27 protein-coding genes are annotated in these 19,037 nt (G+C 51.8%); all 27 read right to left on the bottom strand.

The features are described from left to right. Window positions 1–662: 662 nt before the first annotated feature. The 27 genes from EDD73_RS06280 to EDD73_RS06160 all read right to left on the bottom strand — a co-directional run bounded on the left by EDD73_RS06280 (window position 663) and on the right by EDD73_RS06160 (window position 18,982). The gene (locus EDD73_RS06280; protein WP_131918929.1) at window positions 663–926 is read right to left on the bottom strand and encodes a hypothetical protein; all 264 of its coding nucleotides are present in this window, start codon (window positions 924–926) and stop codon (window positions 663–665) included. A gap of 1 nt (window position 927) precedes the next feature. Beyond that, window positions 928–1,326: a phage holin, LLH family gene (locus tag EDD73_RS06275; RefSeq protein WP_131918928.1), complete on the bottom strand. Its 399-nt coding sequence runs from the start codon at window positions 1,324–1,326 to the stop codon at window positions 928–930. Further along, window positions 1,323–1,529, bottom strand: coding sequence for a hypothetical protein (locus EDD73_RS06270; RefSeq protein ID WP_131918927.1), 207 nt, complete (start codon window positions 1,527–1,529; stop codon window positions 1,323–1,325). Before EDD73_RS06270 ends, EDD73_RS06275 begins: the two co-directional genes overlap by 4 nt. Before the next feature lie 6 nt (window positions 1,530–1,535). Continuing rightward, window positions 1,536–2,303, bottom strand: coding sequence for an N-acetylmuramoyl-L-alanine amidase (locus tag EDD73_RS06265; protein ID WP_131918926.1), 768 nt, complete (start codon window positions 2,301–2,303; stop codon window positions 1,536–1,538). After that, window positions 2,304–2,576 carry a hypothetical protein gene (locus EDD73_RS06260; protein WP_131918925.1) on the bottom strand — a complete coding sequence of 91 codons (273 nt, stop codon included), beginning with the start codon at window positions 2,574–2,576 and terminating at the stop codon, window positions 2,304–2,306. It abuts the gene before it with no gap. 148 nt (window positions 2,577–2,724) lie between these two features. Beyond that, window positions 2,725–2,886 carry a hypothetical protein gene (locus EDD73_RS14835; protein ID WP_165876351.1) on the bottom strand — a complete coding sequence of 54 codons (162 nt, stop codon included), beginning with the start codon at window positions 2,884–2,886 and terminating at the stop codon, window positions 2,725–2,727. Window positions 2,887–2,900: 14 nt separating this feature from the next. Further along, entirely contained in the window at window positions 2,901–3,896 is a 996-nt protein-coding gene (locus tag EDD73_RS06255) for a hypothetical protein (RefSeq protein WP_131918924.1), read from the bottom strand. Between the two features lies 1 nt (window position 3,897). Further along, window positions 3,898–4,287, bottom strand: a complete 390-nt coding sequence (locus EDD73_RS06250; protein ID WP_131918923.1) for a hypothetical protein — start codon at window positions 4,285–4,287, stop codon at window positions 3,898–3,900. Between the two features lie 4 nt (window positions 4,288–4,291). Next, window positions 4,292–4,903, bottom strand: a complete 612-nt coding sequence (locus EDD73_RS06245) for a putative phage tail protein (RefSeq protein WP_131918922.1) — start codon at window positions 4,901–4,903, stop codon at window positions 4,292–4,294. A 246-nt stretch (window positions 4,904–5,149) separates the two neighbouring features. Beyond that, window positions 5,150–7,192, bottom strand: coding sequence for a phage tail protein (locus EDD73_RS06240; RefSeq protein ID WP_131918921.1), 2,043 nt, complete (start codon window positions 7,190–7,192; stop codon window positions 5,150–5,152). A 12-nt stretch (window positions 7,193–7,204) separates the two neighbouring features. After that, window positions 7,205–7,729 carry a hypothetical protein gene (locus tag EDD73_RS06235; RefSeq protein ID WP_131918920.1) on the bottom strand — a complete coding sequence of 175 codons (525 nt, stop codon included), beginning with the start codon at window positions 7,727–7,729 and terminating at the stop codon, window positions 7,205–7,207. A gap of 15 nt (window positions 7,730–7,744) precedes the next feature. After that, a complete protein-coding gene (locus EDD73_RS06230) occupies window positions 7,745–8,758 on the bottom strand; it encodes a baseplate J/gp47 family protein (protein WP_131918919.1) in 1,014 nt (337 codons plus the stop codon). Beyond that, the gene (locus tag EDD73_RS06225; protein WP_131918918.1) at window positions 8,751–9,158 is read right to left on the bottom strand and encodes a DUF2634 domain-containing protein; all 408 of its coding nucleotides are present in this window, start codon (window positions 9,156–9,158) and stop codon (window positions 8,751–8,753) included. The genes EDD73_RS06230 and EDD73_RS06225 overlap by 8 nt, the downstream gene beginning before the upstream one ends. Next, window positions 9,155–9,502: a DUF2577 domain-containing protein gene (locus EDD73_RS06220; RefSeq protein WP_131918917.1), complete on the bottom strand. Its 348-nt coding sequence runs from the start codon at window positions 9,500–9,502 to the stop codon at window positions 9,155–9,157. The genes EDD73_RS06225 and EDD73_RS06220 overlap by 4 nt, the downstream gene beginning before the upstream one ends. Further along, complete coding sequence (locus EDD73_RS06215) at window positions 9,502–10,467, bottom strand: XkdQ/YqbQ family protein (protein ID WP_131918916.1); 966 nt, start codon at window positions 10,465–10,467, stop codon at window positions 9,502–9,504. The genes EDD73_RS06220 and EDD73_RS06215 overlap by 1 nt, the downstream gene beginning before the upstream one ends. Continuing rightward, a complete protein-coding gene (locus EDD73_RS06210) occupies window positions 10,460–11,146 on the bottom strand; it encodes a LysM peptidoglycan-binding domain-containing protein (protein WP_131918915.1) in 687 nt (228 codons plus the stop codon). The genes EDD73_RS06215 and EDD73_RS06210 overlap by 8 nt, the downstream gene beginning before the upstream one ends. Beyond that, window positions 11,146–12,957, bottom strand: coding sequence for a hypothetical protein (locus EDD73_RS06205; RefSeq protein ID WP_131918914.1), 1,812 nt, complete (start codon window positions 12,955–12,957; stop codon window positions 11,146–11,148). The genes EDD73_RS06210 and EDD73_RS06205 overlap by 1 nt, the downstream gene beginning before the upstream one ends. Before the next feature lie 182 nt (window positions 12,958–13,139). Then, the gene (locus EDD73_RS06200) at window positions 13,140–13,562 is read right to left on the bottom strand and encodes a phage tail assembly chaperone (RefSeq protein ID WP_131918913.1); all 423 of its coding nucleotides are present in this window, start codon (window positions 13,560–13,562) and stop codon (window positions 13,140–13,142) included. Between the two features lie 13 nt (window positions 13,563–13,575). Further along, the gene (locus tag EDD73_RS06195) at window positions 13,576–14,040 is read right to left on the bottom strand and encodes a phage tail tube protein (protein WP_131918912.1); all 465 of its coding nucleotides are present in this window, start codon (window positions 14,038–14,040) and stop codon (window positions 13,576–13,578) included. A 19-nt stretch (window positions 14,041–14,059) separates the two neighbouring features. After that, window positions 14,060–15,376, bottom strand: a complete 1,317-nt coding sequence (locus tag EDD73_RS06190; protein ID WP_131918911.1) for a phage tail sheath family protein — start codon at window positions 15,374–15,376, stop codon at window positions 14,060–14,062. Continuing rightward, window positions 15,377–15,541, bottom strand: coding sequence for a hypothetical protein (locus EDD73_RS14830; protein ID WP_165876350.1), 165 nt, complete (start codon window positions 15,539–15,541; stop codon window positions 15,377–15,379). It lies immediately after the preceding gene. Beyond that, a complete protein-coding gene (locus tag EDD73_RS06185; protein WP_131918910.1) occupies window positions 15,534–15,947 on the bottom strand; it encodes a phage tail terminator family protein in 414 nt (137 codons plus the stop codon). Before EDD73_RS06185 ends, EDD73_RS14830 begins: the two co-directional genes overlap by 8 nt. Window positions 15,948–15,950: 3 nt before the next feature. Further along, complete coding sequence (locus EDD73_RS06180) at window positions 15,951–16,406, bottom strand: HK97 gp10 family phage protein (protein ID WP_131918909.1); 456 nt, start codon at window positions 16,404–16,406, stop codon at window positions 15,951–15,953. Then, window positions 16,406–16,759, bottom strand: coding sequence for a DUF6093 family protein (locus tag EDD73_RS06175; protein ID WP_131918908.1), 354 nt, complete (start codon window positions 16,757–16,759; stop codon window positions 16,406–16,408). Before EDD73_RS06175 ends, EDD73_RS06180 begins: the two co-directional genes overlap by 1 nt. Window position 16,760: 1 nt before the next feature. Then, window positions 16,761–17,129 carry a phage head-tail connector protein gene (locus EDD73_RS06170; RefSeq protein ID WP_131918907.1) on the bottom strand — a complete coding sequence of 123 codons (369 nt, stop codon included), beginning with the start codon at window positions 17,127–17,129 and terminating at the stop codon, window positions 16,761–16,763. Window positions 17,130–17,355: 226 nt separating this feature from the next. Next, on the bottom strand, window positions 17,356–18,312 hold the full coding sequence (locus EDD73_RS06165; protein WP_131918906.1) for a major capsid protein: 957 nt from the start codon (window positions 18,310–18,312) through the stop codon (window positions 17,356–17,358). A 22-nt stretch (window positions 18,313–18,334) separates the two neighbouring features. Next, complete coding sequence (locus EDD73_RS06160) at window positions 18,335–18,982, bottom strand: phage scaffolding protein (protein WP_131918905.1); 648 nt, start codon at window positions 18,980–18,982, stop codon at window positions 18,335–18,337. Window positions 18,983–19,037: the final 55 nt, after the last annotated feature.

Below are 19,037 nucleotides of genomic sequence, written 5' to 3'. Positions count from 1 at the left end.
ACGGTACGGTTTGCGGCTATTTTCTTGATTAATTTGGAAAAAACACGGTTTCAACGGATACCATACTTGGTTCCATTGGGTTCCTGGACGGACTCTAATCATCAACTATCCCTCCCTTTATCCACATTATACACATATATTACTTAGTTGACTACTCAATATTTTTACTTGCCTATTAGTTGACAAGTCGAAAAGCAAGTGGTAGTATATAGACAAGGGGACAACCTCCCCGGCTGATGTAGCGACCGGTAAGCCGTAGCTGGCCGAATCCGGCAAGTCACTCAGACACTCACGACCGCAAATCCACCGGAAGGCATCCACCCGGTTACACTCACCACGGCGAGCTGCTACGCGCATCCCCTACGGCGCGGCACTTATCCCCTACAGGTGCAGGACGCAGCAGACCACTCCCAGTACGACCGGACATGCCCAATGGGGTCGCTAAGCCAACCAGCGAAAAGGGGCAGCCATAGAGGACTTGAGTACACGCTAGCGCACCGAGTAGGGGCGGCAGCGGAGTGTGTGCCTTGGATCTCTATGGCTTGCAACAAGGCGCGTCTGCACCCCGGCTCCCTTTGAGGGCTGGGGGTATGAATCCCATAAACGCAAAAAAGCCCCTGATCTCTCGAGAGATCAGGGGCTTTGCTATGTCCGGTTATTCGCTATTCGCCAAGGGCCTTGTACAGCAGGGCCAGCTGCGCCACTTCTGCCGCTGTCGCTTGCCGGCCGGCCTTACGATTACCGACGTACACTTCGCCGTTACCGTAATCCACTACGGCCACCAATTCACCGGCAGCGTTTTTAACCTGCGGGTATCCGCCGGCGTGCGGGAAATCCGTTTCGACCACGATGGTTGCGGCTGCGTCGCCGGGTTTGCAGTCCGTTACATGGAGAACACCAAAAGAATCACGATATACATTAGCCATATTATTTTTCCTCCTTGTTTTCGGTAAGTAATTCGTTGATGGTTGCCTTGAAATCATCGAGCGTGACCAAAAAACCTAATTTCTTTGCTTCGCGATACGTGGTGTCGATGATCGTTTCGATGTCTTCAGCCGCAAGAGGTATGTTAGTTTTCGATGCGCCTGCAGCAAGGAAGGCGATGGCTTTTTGCTTACGTTCTTCGCCGGTCAGCGTGCCGAAGGTGTTCTGTGCCAGCAACACGGCAGCGGTGCCAAGGTTAAATACCGTTTGGCGTTGTTCCAGTGTGGTGTTGGCCTTGATGCTGTCAACGACCGGTTTTTTGTTGGCATCGTAGGTCTTTTTAACAATGAACATCGCCACCAGCGCAATGATGACGATAACGAAAATCATGGTTGCGGTCATGGTTTCTCACCTTGTCCTTTCGTTGGTTGTGCTTTTCCCAATAGAAAACCGACGCCTCCGGTAGCCGTCCCTGTAAACACCGTGACGATCTGGCCTTCGCTGGGCATTTGCGTAAAATAGGCGATCGCCAACACGATAAAGGAAAAGCCGGTGAATCCAACGGCTGCGTACGTGGGCAGATCGTCACGTGGTATGTCAAACATCTTGACTTACCCCCTATCTACAAAAACTGTTTGCGTCGCGGCATCCCACCGCACGTTTCCGCCTAGCGCTTTGGCTATGTCGCGCACGAGGGCAAAGGTGCGATCTTCTCCGTCTTTGCTAACAATCATTCCGGGTGCGAGTTCGGTAGCATTGGAGACGATACGTACTGCTTTGGGGCCTTGCACCACGGCGGTTTTACTTGCTTCGTCCCATCCCACCACACCGCCAAGCGGTTCAGCCAGCGATCGCACTGGCGCGTAGGCCACGCCGTCCCGGCGGAATCCCTGAACGGTTTGTCCATTAATGGCAACATTGATTTGCTCCACGTCATCACCCCCTTTCCCAATCTGGTTGAAGTCGAAGTAGCGGCCCGGGCACGCCGTTTGCATCCAATCGCTGTGCCGGGTCAGCGGGATGTCCCCGTAGATGCCGCGGAGATACGCCACGAGCCAACCCAACGCTTGATATTGCGCTTGGGTTGGCTCGTTTACTTCAAAGTTTCCAGCCAGGCACACACCGATTGTCTGGCTATTGGCGTCTGGCCCGGCGTGGCTGCCAATGGCCCATTCCGGCCGGCCACGCTCGATGGCACCGTCCATGCGGATCACAAAATGATAGCCGATCATGGCCCACGTTTGCCCTTTATGCCAACCATCAATGGTCGCGGCCCCCACATCGAAGGTCGTGTCGCTATGATGAATGACGATACCATTAGTGACGCGGCGGGTTTTTAATTGGCTATTCGGTTGCAGGTTGGTCTCGACGATTCGCACTTAGATCACCCCTAAAATCTTTTGTACTGCGATGGTCAGCGCTGGGCTGAGCATCCAGCCAAGCAGCGCGGCTTTAAGTTGCCACGCTGTTTTCTTGCGCTCATCTGCTTCTTTTTTGTGCTCGTCTTCGTGCTCTTTAATCCTCGCCTCCAAGGCGTCCATACGTTTGCTGCCACGGCTAAAACTTTCACGCACGTATTGGATCAGGTTTTTTGTGTCTGACTTTAATTCAGCCAGATCGACCATTATATCTCGGATTTCCGGATCGCTCACCAGCCCACCCTCCCTCTCAAAATCCCAAGCGCTTGGGAATATCAAAGCCGCCCCCTAACACGGGAGCGGCTTTTGGTAGTATCGCGATATGTCCTGTTATACAACGGAAGGTTCTTGTGGCATTCTAATTTTCCGCAGATCTCCTTTTTTATTTTGCAACAATTAATTCTGGTACTGTGTAAGGTTTTCCGAATTCAGGTTGATTCCCTTCTTCACACCATTCTTTATATACGTCCCATTCTTGCGTTCCCATTTCAATTAGTTCATTTGTGTTTAAATTTTTAACACCATCTTTGTCAACCAGATACATAAATATCCCTCATTTTAAACAGCGGTATAAACATCAAACGTTATGAATCCAATAGTGTTACCTACTCCGGTTAGGCGCACACCGCGCAAGCCGACACCCGCGGCAACCGTTATGCTACCGCTGTGGCGAGGTACAGTTATAAACGACTTGGACGTATCGAATCCGTGGTACGCAGTATAATCCGTGTCATTATCATCATTACACAAAACAGGAATATAGATGCTGCTAGTGTTTATACCGTGATCCCATGTTCCTGCCCCGTTGCCCAAATTAATAGATGTTCTACTGAATTTATTCGAAGAATTAAGTGTATTAACTAGTACATTTCTGTAGTTTTGAATTGAAGAATAGATTGCTGTGTACGCCGTTGCTGACGCTATTACTGCGTTCATGGCCGTTGCTGACGCTGCTACTGCGTTCATGGCCGTTGCTGACGCTGCTACTGCGTTCATGGCCGTTGCTGACGCCGCTACCGCGTTCATATCTGCATACGATGACGCTGCTAACCCGGCTCTTCCTGCCACAAACTTACCTACAGCCATACTGCTTGCAGACACAATATCCCACGCCGTTGCTGACGCCGCTACTGCGTTCATGGCCGTTGCTGACGCCGCTACCGCGTTCATGGCCGTTGCTGACGCCGCTACCGCGTTCATGGCCGTTGCTGACGCCGCTACTGCGTTCATGGCCGTTGCTGACGCTATTACCGCGTTCATGGCCGTTGCTGACGCTGCTACTGCGTTCATGGCCGTTGCTGACGCTATTACTGCGTTCATGGCCGTTGCTGACGCCGCTACTGCGTTCATGGCCGTTGCTGACGCTATTACCGCGTTCATGGATGCAATATCCTTGTGAGCTTCAAAATTCGGTCCAATTATCGCCCGCAAAAACTTCCCTGCAATGCCATTGTTGTCGGCCACCGAAAAAGGATCAATGAATCCAGCCCCAACCCAACCGGCCACCAACGCATCGGACAGTTTGCCGCCGATAGGTATTAACTCTCCAACCATCCTACTCCACCACCTCTAAGTAAAACTCACCATTTATTATTCGTAAGCAATATTTTCTATTTGCATAGCTGGGATCACTACCTGCATCTGCATATTTGTGCGGCTGCACACTATCCGTCGAATGCGAGCCAATCGAGTCGTACAACTGCTTTAACGTTGCCACGGGAGCATTTAACCAAGACGATTCGCCCGTAATCGCCTTGATGCGATTCGCAAACCAGGATACCCATTTGATTAATGTTCCTGGCCCGTTGGATGTAGGTACCTGGGTTTGATCAGCCGTTGGCGTTAACGCTGAATCGATCTGGTCGGCATTGTAGTTCAGATCGGCGATATCCACCGTATCTGTTCCGTCTGGTTTTCTCAACCCGTAATTTGCCGTAGTCTTCACTACATCACCCTCTTATCTCGATGTTTCGATACTCATTCCAGCTCATCCGCGAGGCGTTTGTCCACGTGTACGCCGCTGCTTCTTGCCATACCAAGAACGTATACGCATAAGAAAAGACCAAGTGGGCAGGTTTGATCATTTCAATCAGATTCGTGAGTTCGGCCATATTCGGAGGGACCCCCCGCGTGCCAACGAACTTCACCACGAAACGGAATTCAGCCGGATACTCCAAAACGGTCACTTCACCGCCAGAAAAGGCCGCCGCTACCCGCTGAATCATCTCGACCGTGGTAGTGCCAAATCCACGCAGGCGAGCTTTGGTTTCTTCGCGCCGGTTAAGGTAGTTTTTCAATCGGTCGGGATCTCTGCCGAGGAATTGGTCCCAGTCATCCAATCCCCAGGTAGCTGTATCAACGAAAAACTGATCCATAATATTCCGAATATCCCATTTCAATCGACCCATTTCTGTGGCCAAAGCAGATTGCGCCGATTGCATCGTGCGCTCGTCATAGTAAAACGGGAGATAGCTCATTAAATTAGGGGTTAACTCTTCCGGCGTAGGCCCATCCACCTGACCGTAAATCGACTCTCCATATCCTCGACTGCCGTATTCCAACGCCTACACCCCCTTGAGCTGGTTCCAGGTTAGCGGACCTTTCGGCATCAGATCCGAGGCGGATTTTCCCCCAAGGGTGGCCGCGTTCCCTCCGTCCGGCCTGAGCGGCACCCAAGCAGTTCCGCCCCAACCGTAAAACACTTTATCCGCCGAGTTAAAATAGATTTGCCCGGCGACGGGCGAGCTTGGGGGCGAACCCAAGCTCGGGACCTGTAAACTACCCAGGTATTTCATATTGCCATCACCTTATCCGATTACGTTTACACGGTATTGGGATGCGCTGGGGGCAGCGGCGAATAACAATTTAATGCTGTTATTGTCAACGATCTGAATATCACTAAAAACCACGTTGTAAGGGCTGGCTGCTTCTCTTACTGTGACCACCACATCCATCGTACCAAGGTTATGGGTAACCGTGAACGTTGTGGCCGTACCATCACCGACGTTTGCCGAATATTTGGTGGTTGCCCCAAGGTTTGTCCTGGCCGCTGCAGCCGTGGTTGCGCCAGTACCGCCTTTCGTTATCGGCAGGGACGTGATGGTCGGTTCCTTGTCATCAATCAGCGTCTTGAGGCTGGATAATTGGGCTTCTACATCTGTACCAGTCACGCCAGATAGCGCAGGAGTGCCGACCTTTTTGGCCCCTGAAGACCCGGCGGTGGTAGAGCCCATTTCCGTTTCGGTATAATACCGGCCATCATGATTATGATCCCCGGCAGCGGCTGTCGTTGATGTTGTTCCTAAGGATACCCCGAGCTTACCGTCTGCCCCCGATACAACGGTGCCAACCGCTCCCGCTGTTCCGGCATGAGATACGACGCTAAACAGATTACCGGTAAGCGTAATCCCGTTTCCAGCCGTATACGTTCCTGCTCCGGAAAACTGACTGAACGAAAGTGCCGTCGTGTTCAGCGTGATCGGATCAGCAGTTGTCAACACCCAGCCGGTTTTTCCGTTCGTCGCACCTTCGGATACAAACACGTACATACCGGATGTAACTTTACTACTTCCGTTTGCATCGGTTGAACGCGTCCATGCTCCGGCAGCGGCCGTGTAAATCCCGTTTTGCGATGCTGTAGTTTGGTTTTTGACCAGTACACGATCTCCTGCCGCTACGGTAATCCCATCGATACTCAACATACCGCCCGTAGTCAGGTTAATATTGGTGGTTGTGGCTACGCGCACCGAATCTTTGTAGTCAAAACCCATCTTCAAGGTGTCAACATACGCTTTGGTGGCTGCATCGCTGTCCGCCGACGGAGCCGATAGTCCGGTTACTTTGGTTGCCGTAATCGTCCCGGCCGCAAAATTGCCGCTGGCATCCCTTTTAACTACCTTGTTGGCCGTATTGGCGTTGTCCGCGTCCGAGGTATTTAGCTTTGCATTCAGTTGGGTTTGTGCGTTGCTGGTTAGCCCGTCTATGTATCCCAGCTCCGTCGCCGTAATACGATTGGCAGTGCCATCATACTTGATGTTTGCACGAGAAACATCAAGCGTTCCCTGGACACTGGTGTTATCGGCTGCTTCGTTTCCAAGTGTCGTATCTCCTTGGACTACTAAGTTACCGGCCAGTGTAAGGTCGGTACCGTTGAGCGCTGCAGTAGCCGTTGCGGTATCAGCCACGGTGAGTTTTCCGCCGATCGACACATTACCGGCAAACGTGGATGTGCCTGCGCCATTGACCGTTAGGACTCCACCAATCACTGTGTCGCCGTTCTCTCGCACTTGCAATAACGGCTGGGCGTCGGAACTTTCCACGCGAAATGCATCCGCAGTCGATGAACCGGCCGATTTGGTGGCTTTGGATACTACCTTGGTCACGCCATTTATCGTGGTTGTGTCTTGCGATGCGTTGTCGCCTAGCGTTGTGCTTCCCTGTACGGTCAGGTTCCCTGAAAGAGTCAGATCGGTTGCCGTCCCGGTGGTGATGCCACTACCGTTAATCGTCAGCTTTCCGCCAACAACGGTATCCCCGTTTTGTTTGACTGAGAACAGTTCTTGGGAGTCTGCGCTTTCTACTCGAAAAACGTCTGTCGAAGCCGATCCTGCCGCTTTCGTCACTGATGATGTGACTTTGGCCGACGTAGTCATCGCTGCGTTAATCTTGTCGACTTTGGTCGATGCGGTAAGGTCAATCCAGGCGGTCCCATTCCACATGTACGTCTTGTGATCCAAGGTATTGTGGTATACCTGGCCCTCAACAGGGCTAGTCGGTGCACTGGATAAGTTCTGGATCCGCGCATTTTGGAGTTCATTTTTATTAAGATCAATGTTGGTTAAGAATTTCAATGAAACCACTCCTTAATTTAAATAGGCGCATCCCGCAAAAGGAGACTGGAATCGCGCCTCGATTTCACTATCCGATCGATACAGGATATCCCCGATAACTGCGGTACCCGCACTGTCCACCACAGTTACTGACGGCCGTTTTTGTAAATCGTGCGTAATCACCCAAGTAGCCGATGGTGCAATCTGAGTAAACACAAAAGTACCGCTGCTTACAGAAAGCGAACGTATTGCATCCTGCAATGCATTGATGTCTTCGGCCTCGACTTGATCACCATAGGTTTCATAAGTGACGTACACCAATTGAGCACTGGCGTACACCTGAACATGGGTCCTCCACGGTGTCGCCTCCGGATTCGTCAAAATATAGGCCATGACACGGCTTCCTGTTTTATTGGGTCCCGACCAAATTTCCAGCGTGCTGTGCTTCACGTTGTCATGATCCAAATGCTGTGCGCCGGAGCCACCCGATAACAAAATGATTTCATCACTGATGACAACGGGGTTGTTGGTTTTGTTCAGCCTGGGTTTCAACTGCATTTTTTATATCACCACCTACACGATAAGCTCTACTTTGCCGCTCACAGGCACATCATCCGGGGCCATTTCTACATTCACTGCGGTGCCATTCACCCGTAAGTCGCGATAGTCGGCTATGCCTGGCGTATCTAGCAGCAAAGAACCAATCTTGGCGTAGCTTATATAGGCGCTCTTGAATACGATGTTCGCTATATACTCGTTGACAAGACGAGTAACGGCAGACTGCACATCGCCCAGAACATATCCGGATGAAAGGGTGATCGTTGCTGTTACATGAATCGGCACGGCGTTCGCGGTAACCACAGTTACATTGGCCCCGATAGGTCGAACGCTCTCGATATAAGCAGCTACATCCGCCGCAAGCTGAGCTGAAGCTGGTTTTTTTTCACTATTTACGATAACGACTTTGATAGTACCGGGGCCGTTCCACATCGGAAATACCTTCGCACCCCCTACTCCGGCCACTTCCTTTGCCCATTGAAGGTAATGCGCCATATTGCCACTGGTTGCCGGACTGCGCACTTTTTTCAATAATCGCTCTCGCAGTGACTCATCGCTCTCTGTGTCGGTACCGGGCACAAGTACGGCGCCTAATGTGGCTGACGAGAGCCCATCGATGTAATCCACGGGCAGCAGTGTTCCGTTGGGCCGGTTTCCTCTGGTTCCGTCCGTCTCACACTCAAGCGTTGCAGCAGTACCACCTTCCATGACAACAAAATAGAGCCCATCGATAAAAAACCGCGCCCCTGTCGTTACGGGAACATTAAAAATGCCCTCCCGTCTCGCAGGGGTTGCTTGTTTTCGTGTCACACCCTGTTCGGCGGCCCGTTTATCGAGCCATTCACCACTCGCGGTAGCGGCGAATCCAAGTTTTAAGAACAGATCTAGATTGACATAGGCTTGTGCCAGTTCTGCCGCCGCTGGGGCCAGTGCGTCATAGATGACACTGCCCTCCCGTTTGTCCAGGTCAGCCGGCACACGGTCCAGCATACGCTGCAAGATTGCGGCGTAGGTTTGCGACTCATACACTACCCATCACCCCCTTCGTCGCCTGGAAATCGCCATATTTTGTGATTACGGTGAATGTCGCTACCGCATTATCGCCGCTGATCTCGATCTGCATATCGTCAATGCGGGTAATCCGGTCATCTTGCAGCAGCGCCTCCTGGATGCGTCGCTGAAGTTCGGACCGAAGCAATAAGGGGTCCATCCCGATAAGTCCGTCCATCTCAAAGCCGTAATTGAAGCTATAGATGGGATGCCGATAACGTTCCGTGCTCAATATCTTGAAGACGGCTTGCTTAACCGCTTCAATGTTGTCAACGGTACCGACTACTTGACCGGTGGAGACGTCCAGCCGATACGTCTTGGATGGATAGGATTCAACTTTCACGTTTTGGGTACTTACCACCCCGCCCAATGGAATCATGTCGCCACCACCCGATCCAAGATTACGTACCGTTGTCCGCCCTGGACGCGCATCAGCAGCACGTTTTCGCCAACCTCCAAACGCTTGCGGATGACCAGTGGGGATAAGGCCGTCTGAGTTTTCTTCTCCCCGGCTGGCGTGTCGATGTAATCGTGCTTATGAGTCAAATCCACTTCGTAATGAATCATCCGTTCCGGAACAACTAAAAAATCCTCTGTCAAAGTGAACCGTTGTTCTACGTTCACTTCCAGAGGATTCACACCGGTTACCGTACCAAAAAGGATGGCCACAGGGTTGCCCGCTTCTACCGCGGCCAATCCGGCCCGTTTAATCGCATCAAGCATCAGATCACCTTCAACTCTAGCTTCATCGTATGGTCCGTTCCGCTGAAGCGATGGCTGCACTCATCAACAAGAAACGGCAGTCCAACGCCAAGCTGCTCGATAAAAATCGGAACAAAACAACCGGCACGCACCCTTGGATCACCCATAGCGTCCACCTGAAGCGTCTTTTTCTCGCGGTTATGGACGGCCATCAAGGAATTCAGCAACTCATTGATCTGGCCGGCATTCATGTTTTCATTGATTTTTTGATAGAGTTGCAACCGGCCCCACTTCGCCATGTTGGCGCCGTCTTCGGCAATATAAACCTCTCGCTTCTTGGTGTCCTTATTGTCGCTTACCAACTTGATCCGGTTATAGCTGTCATCGATGGAACGGGTAAATTCATAATCGCAAAGCAAACTGCCGTCACCAACCACAAAATCCAGTAGCATATCAGCCGCATTTCGGAGTGTAAGCTCCCCAAAATTGTCAAAGAAGACGTAATTTTTCCCGGTTGCGATCAGCGTCAAATCCAACACCTTACAGATAATGTCGAGTAGCTTCTTGCCGTCTTCGACAAGAGCGGGAATGATATAGCCGGTATCATCCAAGGTCCCCACGCGCAGGTTAAAATCACCGCATATTCTACGGATTACATCTACCGCACCAACACCCTTGAACACGTATGTATCCGAAGCCAGGAGATAGCGCAGCTGATCATAGGCCGTGATTTTCACCTGCTCATCGCGCCCACCTTTGACGATAAAGACGTACCCGTAAAAGACATTCACGCCATCTTTCCGGAATCGAATGATATCGCCGCTGTTCACCGTGAACGCGGCATCCTGGTACAGTCCACCCTGAATAAATGTGATCTCCAAGCTGCCCGGTCGGCCAATCCGGCTGGTCTTCCAGGCTACCTCGTCAACGATGTCGGTAATATCCCAGACATTGCCGTTGCGGTTATCGATCAGAACCTCAAGCATTCGCGGTTCCCCCTGGCAAGCGGATCTCTCGTCCAATCGGAAGATGGAGCACATCGGCGTCGGTCATGTTGTTCAGCGACTGAATCTCCGGCCAGCGTGAACCGTCACCAAGGAATCGTTGTGCAAGCAGCCAGAGGGTATCACCAGAAGCAATGGCATAACTTTTTTGTTCCTGTCGCTCGACCGGCCGCTGTGTTTCTGCAACAACCAGCGCCCGCGCTTCCGGTGTTGCAGCGGGTTGAACCGCTACCCGCTTCGCCGCGTAGAAAACATACTTCTTCAACGAAAGATCGTATTCAATATCACCAGGACTGCCGGCCACTTCTTTCCATGAGAACTTTTCAATGCTCATTGGGAGATTGATGTCGTAGCTTCCGCTGACAAACACAAACCGAATCGGTCGCTTTGTGTTCAGCCACCGCTGAATGAATTGCACATACTGTATGGGTGCGGCAAGGGCGTTAGCCACCACGAAAGGATACCGCATCGCAGGGAATATGCTGCCAAAGGAAATCTCGGTTAGCTTTGGCGATTTAATCACATTGATCTCGCCCAGCCCGGCCACATCATACGTCTTCCCTTCGCCGCTTTCTTTGATCTCAATGGCGTCCGGGTTAACAGGGATGCGAAACCCTTCCTGTTGGTTGTTCCAGCTAAGATAAATACCGACGTCTTTCACTAGCTGTACACCCCTTCTGCGCTGGACGCGATTTGCTCTTCTAAGGTATCTGCTATTTTTTTGACAATCGTATCCACATCATAGCCGTTGTTGATGTCCCCGGTGGTCACTTGCACGGTCGGGGTTAAGGTGACGAAATTTTGAATGCTCTTCATCTCTGCCAGTTCCCGCATGACCTTCAGGTCTTCGTTGGAGATGTCCACGGTGTCGCCAATCTTGCCGACTTCACCCACTTCGCCCACCTTGGCGATAGTAGCGTTCTTATTCCATTGATCCAAGATGTCCGTATTCAAAGGGTTAGCTCCGCCAATTGCGCCAGGAGACAAGCTGAAATTACGAATGAAATCCTGTCCACCCGCCTTGAGCCCCGAAAGATCAGCGCGATACTGGATCTCTTGGATGGGCTGCACGCCCACACCGAGCAAGTTACCGAAAAAGCCAGCCACTGTGTTGATGCTCCGTATCAGCCCGTTGATGAACGAGATGATCACGTTAACAGATCCTTGTGCAAGATCAACAAGAAAGCCAAAGGCACTCGCAAAGGCCTCTTTAAGCCATTGGCTCGTTTGTCCAAGTGTGGCAAGCGCAACAATCAGGCCAACAACAAGCATAATCACCCGTGTATACGGATTGGCCGTCATGACCGCGTTAAGTATCCTTTGTGCAGTTGTCAACGCGTTTGTGTAGATCTGATGAATCTTTGTCCAAAGCACAACCGCTTTTTGAACACCATAATAAACCGCCAAGGCCGATGCGACACTTAGAATCACAGGCGACAACATGGTAAACAGCGACCAGGCCATTTGCCCTGCCTGGATCAGCAGGATCATGCCGCTTACCGCCCACGCCAAGCCAATACTAAGTGCATTGAAAAACGGCTGAAAGGTTCCTTGCTGGAACGCTTGATTTAGCATCAAGATAAGCGGCAAGAGCCGCTGCACGGCCGCTCCGCCGGCGTCGGCGAACATGGATTTCACGTTGTTTCTTAGAATCTCCGCTTGCTTGATCGGGCTTGCCAGCATCGTGTCAAAGGCGTTCTGACCCATCTTCTGAATCTCTAAGAGTTGATCAAACGCCTTGATAAATCCTTCAATGTCACCTTTCTTTCCTAGCTCCGTCAGATTAACCGCTCGAATCTGTGCCTTGCTCATGTTGAATCTCTCAGCAAGGGAGATTAGATCGCCGCTCATCGCTTCCTTGATCGAGAATGTGGCGCCGCTGAGCCCTTGGCCGGTTGTATCGAATGCTGCCAGTCGCTGCGCTAAGTTGTTCAGCTTCTCCAGTTGCCTTGTGTCCTGAGTCATTGAGAAGAAGGAAAGTGTGCCTGTAAGTGCTTCCTTAACGTCCATTCCGGTTTTCAGCGCATCCGCTTTGAACTTATCAAACATCGCTGACCCAACTGTCTGGTCACCGGTACGGGCAACCAGCATATCGCGCATCTGCTGCTCTTGCATCGCCCCGCCGATCGTCGCAGTGGCCAACATCTGAATGCCCTGTAGACCAAGGTAAGCGGCAGCCACGCCTTTGATCTCCGACAACAGCCCCCCAACTTCGGATTTCGCCTTACGAACAGTACGGTTGAATCTATCCTGCGATGCCGTCGATTGATCAATGGCTAGCTTGATTTGTGATTCAGCCGCTGCCAGCCGCTGTTTCGCTACATCGAGTGTTCTTGCTACGTTTGCATTTTGGTTTGTTGTCCGCTGCATCTGTTGCATGGATGATATCGTCATGTTTAGCGCTTGCGTGATGTTTTTCAAGGGACCGGTGAAAGCATCAAACAGGCGTAGGCTGGACTGTACCGTTGCCATGTCGCACCTCCTTTCTGCTTATTTATTCTTGCGCAATCGCTTCTCTTCGGTGATTCGTACATCGATCATGGCATAGATAGCCGCCTTCTTCCGTCGCGGCATGGCCACCAGGACGTGGGGAAGGATATGGAGTTCATGGAGGGCATAGTAGGCGTAATTCGCCTCACTATCGCCCTCATTGATTAGTTTTTTACCTCTTCCACCAGGTCGTTCATGTCCTTGTCGTAGCCGTTCATTTCTTGAACCTTCTCGACCAAGGCAGCGTATTCACCGGGCAAAAGCATCTTACGCAAGAGTGCTTCGGCACCAATGACGCCGTAAGATTTCTGTAGTTCTGCGTCTTTGAGGTTGGGGAACACGACACTGGCTACTGTCAGCTTCGCCAGGTATTCGTCCACATTCGTTTCCGGCGTTTTGATGCCGCCTTTGCCTTTTACGGTTCTTGTTGCCGCCTTGCGGATCTCTTCGTTCTCCGCTTCGGTCATCGTGCGCAACGTCCACGGTACCGGCTTGCCGTCTTTATCTTTGAACCGCTGGGATACCACAAAATCTTCGGTGATATCCGTGGTCACGTTTTGCGCGAAGAATGCGCTTAAATCACCCACAGGCTACATCCTCCTATCCTAAAATCGGCTTGCCGAAGCTGTCCATGATGTCCACGTCTTCAAACGTGAAGTCCACATCTTCTTCCAGTGCGTCGGTATCCGTATCCAGCAATGCCATGATGACACTGTTCAAGTTGACGCCTTTAAGCACCACCGTCTGCCTGCCGATGCTGGAAGTCGGGTCCTCATTGACCACTTGCACATCGAAATAAGCATCGATACCCTTTTTGATGTATTCCATCATCATCTTACGGAAGAGAGATGTGACGTAATAAATCGTCATACTCCCCGTGCCCTTCCAGCCTTTCGCCTTATGTTGCGTTCCCCGACGGCCCAAGGTTTTGATCTCCGACTTTTCTTTTTCCGCCTTGGCCTCAAGCTTCTTGATGTAAAACATTTCTTCCACTTGGCCGTTGATGGTTGCGTAAGCCCGGCCTTCTTGGCCGCTGATGGTATCCCTCGCTTGCAAAAAACCCATCTACGTCTTCACCTCCCGGTTACTTCACCTTAATGCTGAAGTAGATTTTCTCGATGGAATCAACCGGCTGAACGTACAGCTCCACGGCTACACTATCAGAATCAGCACCTTGAACAACCGCTAGATCCGTCTCGGCGTCAAAGTTCTGGATGGCCCCGATGCCTTGCAGCGTCTCCAGGTGGTTAATACATTCCTTACGGAACAGGTTGCGGCCATCGTCGTTGTTGTTGACCTTGCCGATGTAGTACGTCTCGAAAATGCGCTTGAAATCGTTGTTGATGCCATCAAGCACCCGAATCGGACGGTTCTTGGAAAATACCTTTGTCTTTGTCGGCGTATAGGATCGGAAGGTGTTCGTGTCCTGCTCCACGATGGCGCGGCCTTTGTTCTGCACAAAGAGGAATTCCCCGTTCAGCAAGGCGGTCTCAATTTGCGAATTCGTGTAGCGAGGGTTGGCGTCAACAGCATCGTCGTAAGCGGCATACGTCAACGACTGGTTAATCTCCGCGCTGGCCGTAGCCGCTGCCACCCATACAACCGCTTGCCTTGCATCCAGCGTAGTGCCATCGGCAAGAATGACCCCGTTTTTGACGCTGATGACGCCTTCAAAGTCAGGATTCCGGTAATTCTCCAGAACCACTTGGATCTTACGCCCCTCCATCTCCCGAAGACGCCGGACAAACGACACAACGACGGATTTCAGTGTGGCATCCGTAGAAGGCAACGCCATCGTCTGGAATTCGTAAAGCTCAATGGCGGACAGGTAATCGGTGTAATCCTGGTTGGTAACCGTTCCATCGGCGCCACCGGTGAGAGCAGCCCCGGCCGTTGCGGTTAAGGTACCGGTTCCGCTAAACACGACCCAATCATTAGCAACCAATTCCGCGATGCTTGCCACTACTTGTGTGTCGACAACTTGTCCTGCAAGCACCGTTTTTACATCGAATTTCGCTGCATCATCAACGTTGGTTTGGATGACCAGGCTGAGATCATTGCCCCGAGCCCCGCTGTATTTCGCGGTTGCCGTGAGCGTACCGACTGTTTTTGTCGCCTTGGTCCCGGTATTAAGGCGGTACAGTAAGAGCGTCTTGGCTCGTTTCAAGGCTTCTTTAACAAGAAGAAGTTGCGCGGCGGTAATGTCATAACCCAAAATGGTTTTGACGTCATCACCCGCATTGATTTCGATCACCTTCTTCGATTCGCCCCAAGAGAGCGGCAGTGGCACTGTGACAGTTCCGCGCTCCCCGACGGTACCAACTGGCCCACCGGCACTTTGGAAATTAATATAGACACCGGGTCTCACCTTGTTCTGTGTGGTCCACGTTCCACCAGCCATCTATTCGACCTCCCTGCTCAAAAAGTCAGTCACCATTTGAGCGACTTCGTCGGCGGTGTAAAGTTTGCCTTCTTCGAGCAGCGCGTTCAGAATGTCACGCTGGCCGGCAAAGGCTTTTGCTGAAAGTAGTTGTTCCTTGGTGAATTTCGGATTTTCTTTAGCCAATCAGATTCGCCTCCTGTTCAAGCGTTTGCATTGTGGGCCCACTGGCCACTTCGCGAAGGAGATGGAATTCATACTCCACAAAGAAGTGCAGTACCCCATCAACGATCTCGTGACGCATCTTCTTCCCGCGTAATAAGCTGCCTTGGACTGTTACAAACCCCATCTGATAGAGTTGCTCTGCAACCTCATGTGCTTCTTCGTTGGTATCAGCAAAATAGTGAACATCAAAGAGAACGGTCCGTTTCAGCCGTCTCCCGACTTCATTGGTTTGTTCCGCCAATAAAATCTTCACAAAAAAGCAAGGGACCGTAACCCCTTGCTTCATTGCTTCACCATAGATCTTTTTGTCCGGAAATATGGCCCGAATGGAAGCAATTACGCCGTCACGGACCTGGTTGATTGTCATGGGCTATTCACCCCTTCTCGGCGGCCGCCCGTTCATGATTTGGTTCAGCAGTTCCATCTGGCGACGCTCCAAGTATCGTGGCAGTTCCTGTTCCATCTCCTGCATGGAAATGGTCATCATGAACCGGCCTTCCACCCATTTGGTTAACTCCTTGCCCGTCCGGTGCCCGTACTCCACAAAGGGGGCATACTCGGTATTGTTGAAAATCTCCACCACATACTCATTGCCCTGGCGCTGGACCTGTCCGACTCTCCAATTGCGACGAAGGGTACCGCCAACCTTGCCGTTTTTATAAACACCTACGGGAGTACGTTTCTTGATCTTCCGCTCCGCTCGATAGGCCATCTCAAGCAAGAATTCCTGGATAAAGCGATCTACCACCCGCTCATCCAGCGCTTTTTGGAAGTTGTCAGCAAGCTTCTTGAGATCGTTAAAATCGAAGTCGCCCCAACGGCTCATCACGCATAGCCCTTTCGTTGCAAACTGATCTCCTGGTGGGTTGGGTACCGAAACGGTTCACCGGCGACATAGGCCTGCGTAACGCCACATCGGGTTACCTCGATAACGTCACCTTGCCGGATCTGCAGTTCAGGCGCCACAAAGGCCTTGGTTTCATAGAGGATATCGTTTTGCGCTTCGGTTTGCCGGTTGGTCGCCAATGCTTTTTGCGACAGTCGGCAGGGTTGATCTTGATAAATGATCTGCAGGGCAGGAACCGTTTCGCCGGATGGTTTCTCCGTCTCGACCGATCGCTTGACGGTCATCGTATCTTCATAGAGACGCTCCAAGCTCCTGCGATATTGGCGGTACATGCTACCACCTCAACTTCCGGTACCGGTTCAGATCCACGCGGTAATTCAGCACAACGGCATCAATAGCCGATTTATTCTGGCCTGACGCGGCAACCGGTTTAATCGACGTGTCGCCGATCTTAATATCGGCACTACCGGCATTGGATTGGGCGATCTCGTCAATAGCAGACTGTTCAGCCCGTAGCGCATCGATGACCATGGATGTCCAGGTGAACGTAAGCGTATCGGGTATCACATCCATGTTGCAGTAGTGACTGATCCTTACGCCGATCTCATCAATGTAGGACAGGATCAGCGGGTCGAGATCATTGTGATTGATTCGTAGGCGAATCTTTACCGCGCTTAGTACGACCGCTTGATTTGTTGTCACTGGAAACGTCACCTGCTTCCTTGGGCGCTACAGAGTGCTTCTCCAGTAGTGCTTTCAGTTCAGCTTCACCAAGGCTATCACTGCCTTCAATGCCAAGCTCTGCACATTGTTCCCGTAGTGCAGTCGCCCGGCGATTGCGTTGAAATGCGGTTGCTGACAACCTTCATCCCTCCTTGCAAAGATGACCAAAGAAGGGTTATTTGCCCCTTCTTTGGTCATTCGCTGTTTACGCCAACTTGTAAACAAACTTCACGATACGAAGGTTCTTGTTCTCATACACTCGGGTCCAGTTGGCTGCATTCTCGCATTCCGCGTTGGTGGGAGCGGCACCGGCCACGCTGGTACCGGTAAACTTAACACCGCGGGGATGGAGAATAAACGCTTGACGATTGATCAGGATATCGTCACCGGCCAGCGAATCCCGATCGGTCTCGGTTGGTACTGGGTGTTGACCATTACCCAAGCCAATCGCGCCGGCACCGAACAGGTACGAGGTGTACACTCCGGAAGAAACGGGATGTCCATCGTCGACAATCACTCGGCGGCCCATGTACGTGGGGATGTTCACCTTACCCTCTGAGTCGGGGATAAAGGCGATCAGGTTGTCTTTTTGCAACTTGATGTACGCTGCGCTGTGCATGGAAATGGCTGTCAGTTTCTCGGCTGCGTCACCAAGTTTCCCTTGTGCATCAAGGAAGGTTTCACCGGAGAGAACGGCTGCGGTACCAGTCAAGGCCGAAATATCATGGATGTTGCCGGACATGGTTGCCGATGCAAAAACACCTTTCAGCATGGAGAACAGCAGTTTCTGACGCATCCGCGCCCAATATGCAGCGACCAGGTCCCCGATGGCCGCCATCGGATCCGAGCCGGCAAGAACAGAGGCGAGGTCATTGGCGCTCCACGCTTTCCCGCGGAGGAACAAGACGGCCACGTCTTGGCCGGCGGTGATCTTTTGCGGAGTCAGTGCTCCGGAGTCAGACAGCACTTCGTCGTCACCGGTCAGGTCGTTCCAGTAGGGCATATTGATGTACTTCCCGCCGCCGCGAGCGAGTGCGTCCAGTTCCGGGTTGTTGGAGATGATACCCGACTGAGACAGTGCCGACAGTTCCGCCGTTCGTGCGATGACATAGGGGTTAAATACCTGTGGGACGATCACGTCCGCAATTTGAGTCTTTGGCATGGGTCAATTCCTCCTTGAAAAATTATTGTTTGGCTGCGGCCATGAACTGCTGCGCCAGATCGGGATATTCCCGAATGAGCCGCCCCTGCTCGGTGAGGTTGAAGCTCTCTTTGAGCCAAGGGTTTTTCTGTGTTTGTGGCGGTTTGCCGCTGCCGTCTGGAGGTTTTGCGCCTCTCATCTGGGTCTGCGTACCTCCGGTCTCTTGATCGACAAACAAAAAAGCCTTGCTGGTGCGCAACGCTTTTAACTGATCGTCAAGGCCGGCTTTGATTTGGCCGTCTTCACCAATCTCCACTTTGTATTTGTCGAGTAGCCCTACAACGAGGTCGAGATCATGAGCATCCTTGCCGACAGCTAACTTGATGGCCGTAGTTACCGCCATATCTTTGATCTTGGCTTGATAGTCCTGTTCCTTCTGCTTGTTGTCGGTCTGAAGCTGTTCGATCTGCTTTTTCAGGTCGTCATTGTCGCCAGCCGCCTTCTTGAGATCGATCAGTTGCTTGTCACGGTCCTTTAAGTCCGTCTCCAGTTGCTTCTTGGCTTCGTTGAGTTCGTCAAATCGATGCTTGGGGACATAGCCCTTATAGTTGTCCTCGACACCGGAGACAATCGCCTTGATTTGCTCTTCGGTGAGCCCTTTGCCTTCCAGCAGCTTACGTAACCATTCCATGAATCGATCGCTCCTTCATCTTCACTTGGTTACCCGGTCGTGTCCGGTGATGTCC

The sequence above is a fragment of the Heliophilum fasciatum genome (assembly GCF_004341395.1).
GTDB lineage: Bacteria > Bacillota > Desulfitobacteriia > Heliobacteriales > Heliobacteriaceae > Heliophilum > Heliophilum fasciatum.
Note: the sequence above shows the minus strand (reverse complement) of the source record. Positions and strands in the feature narration are given on the sequence as shown.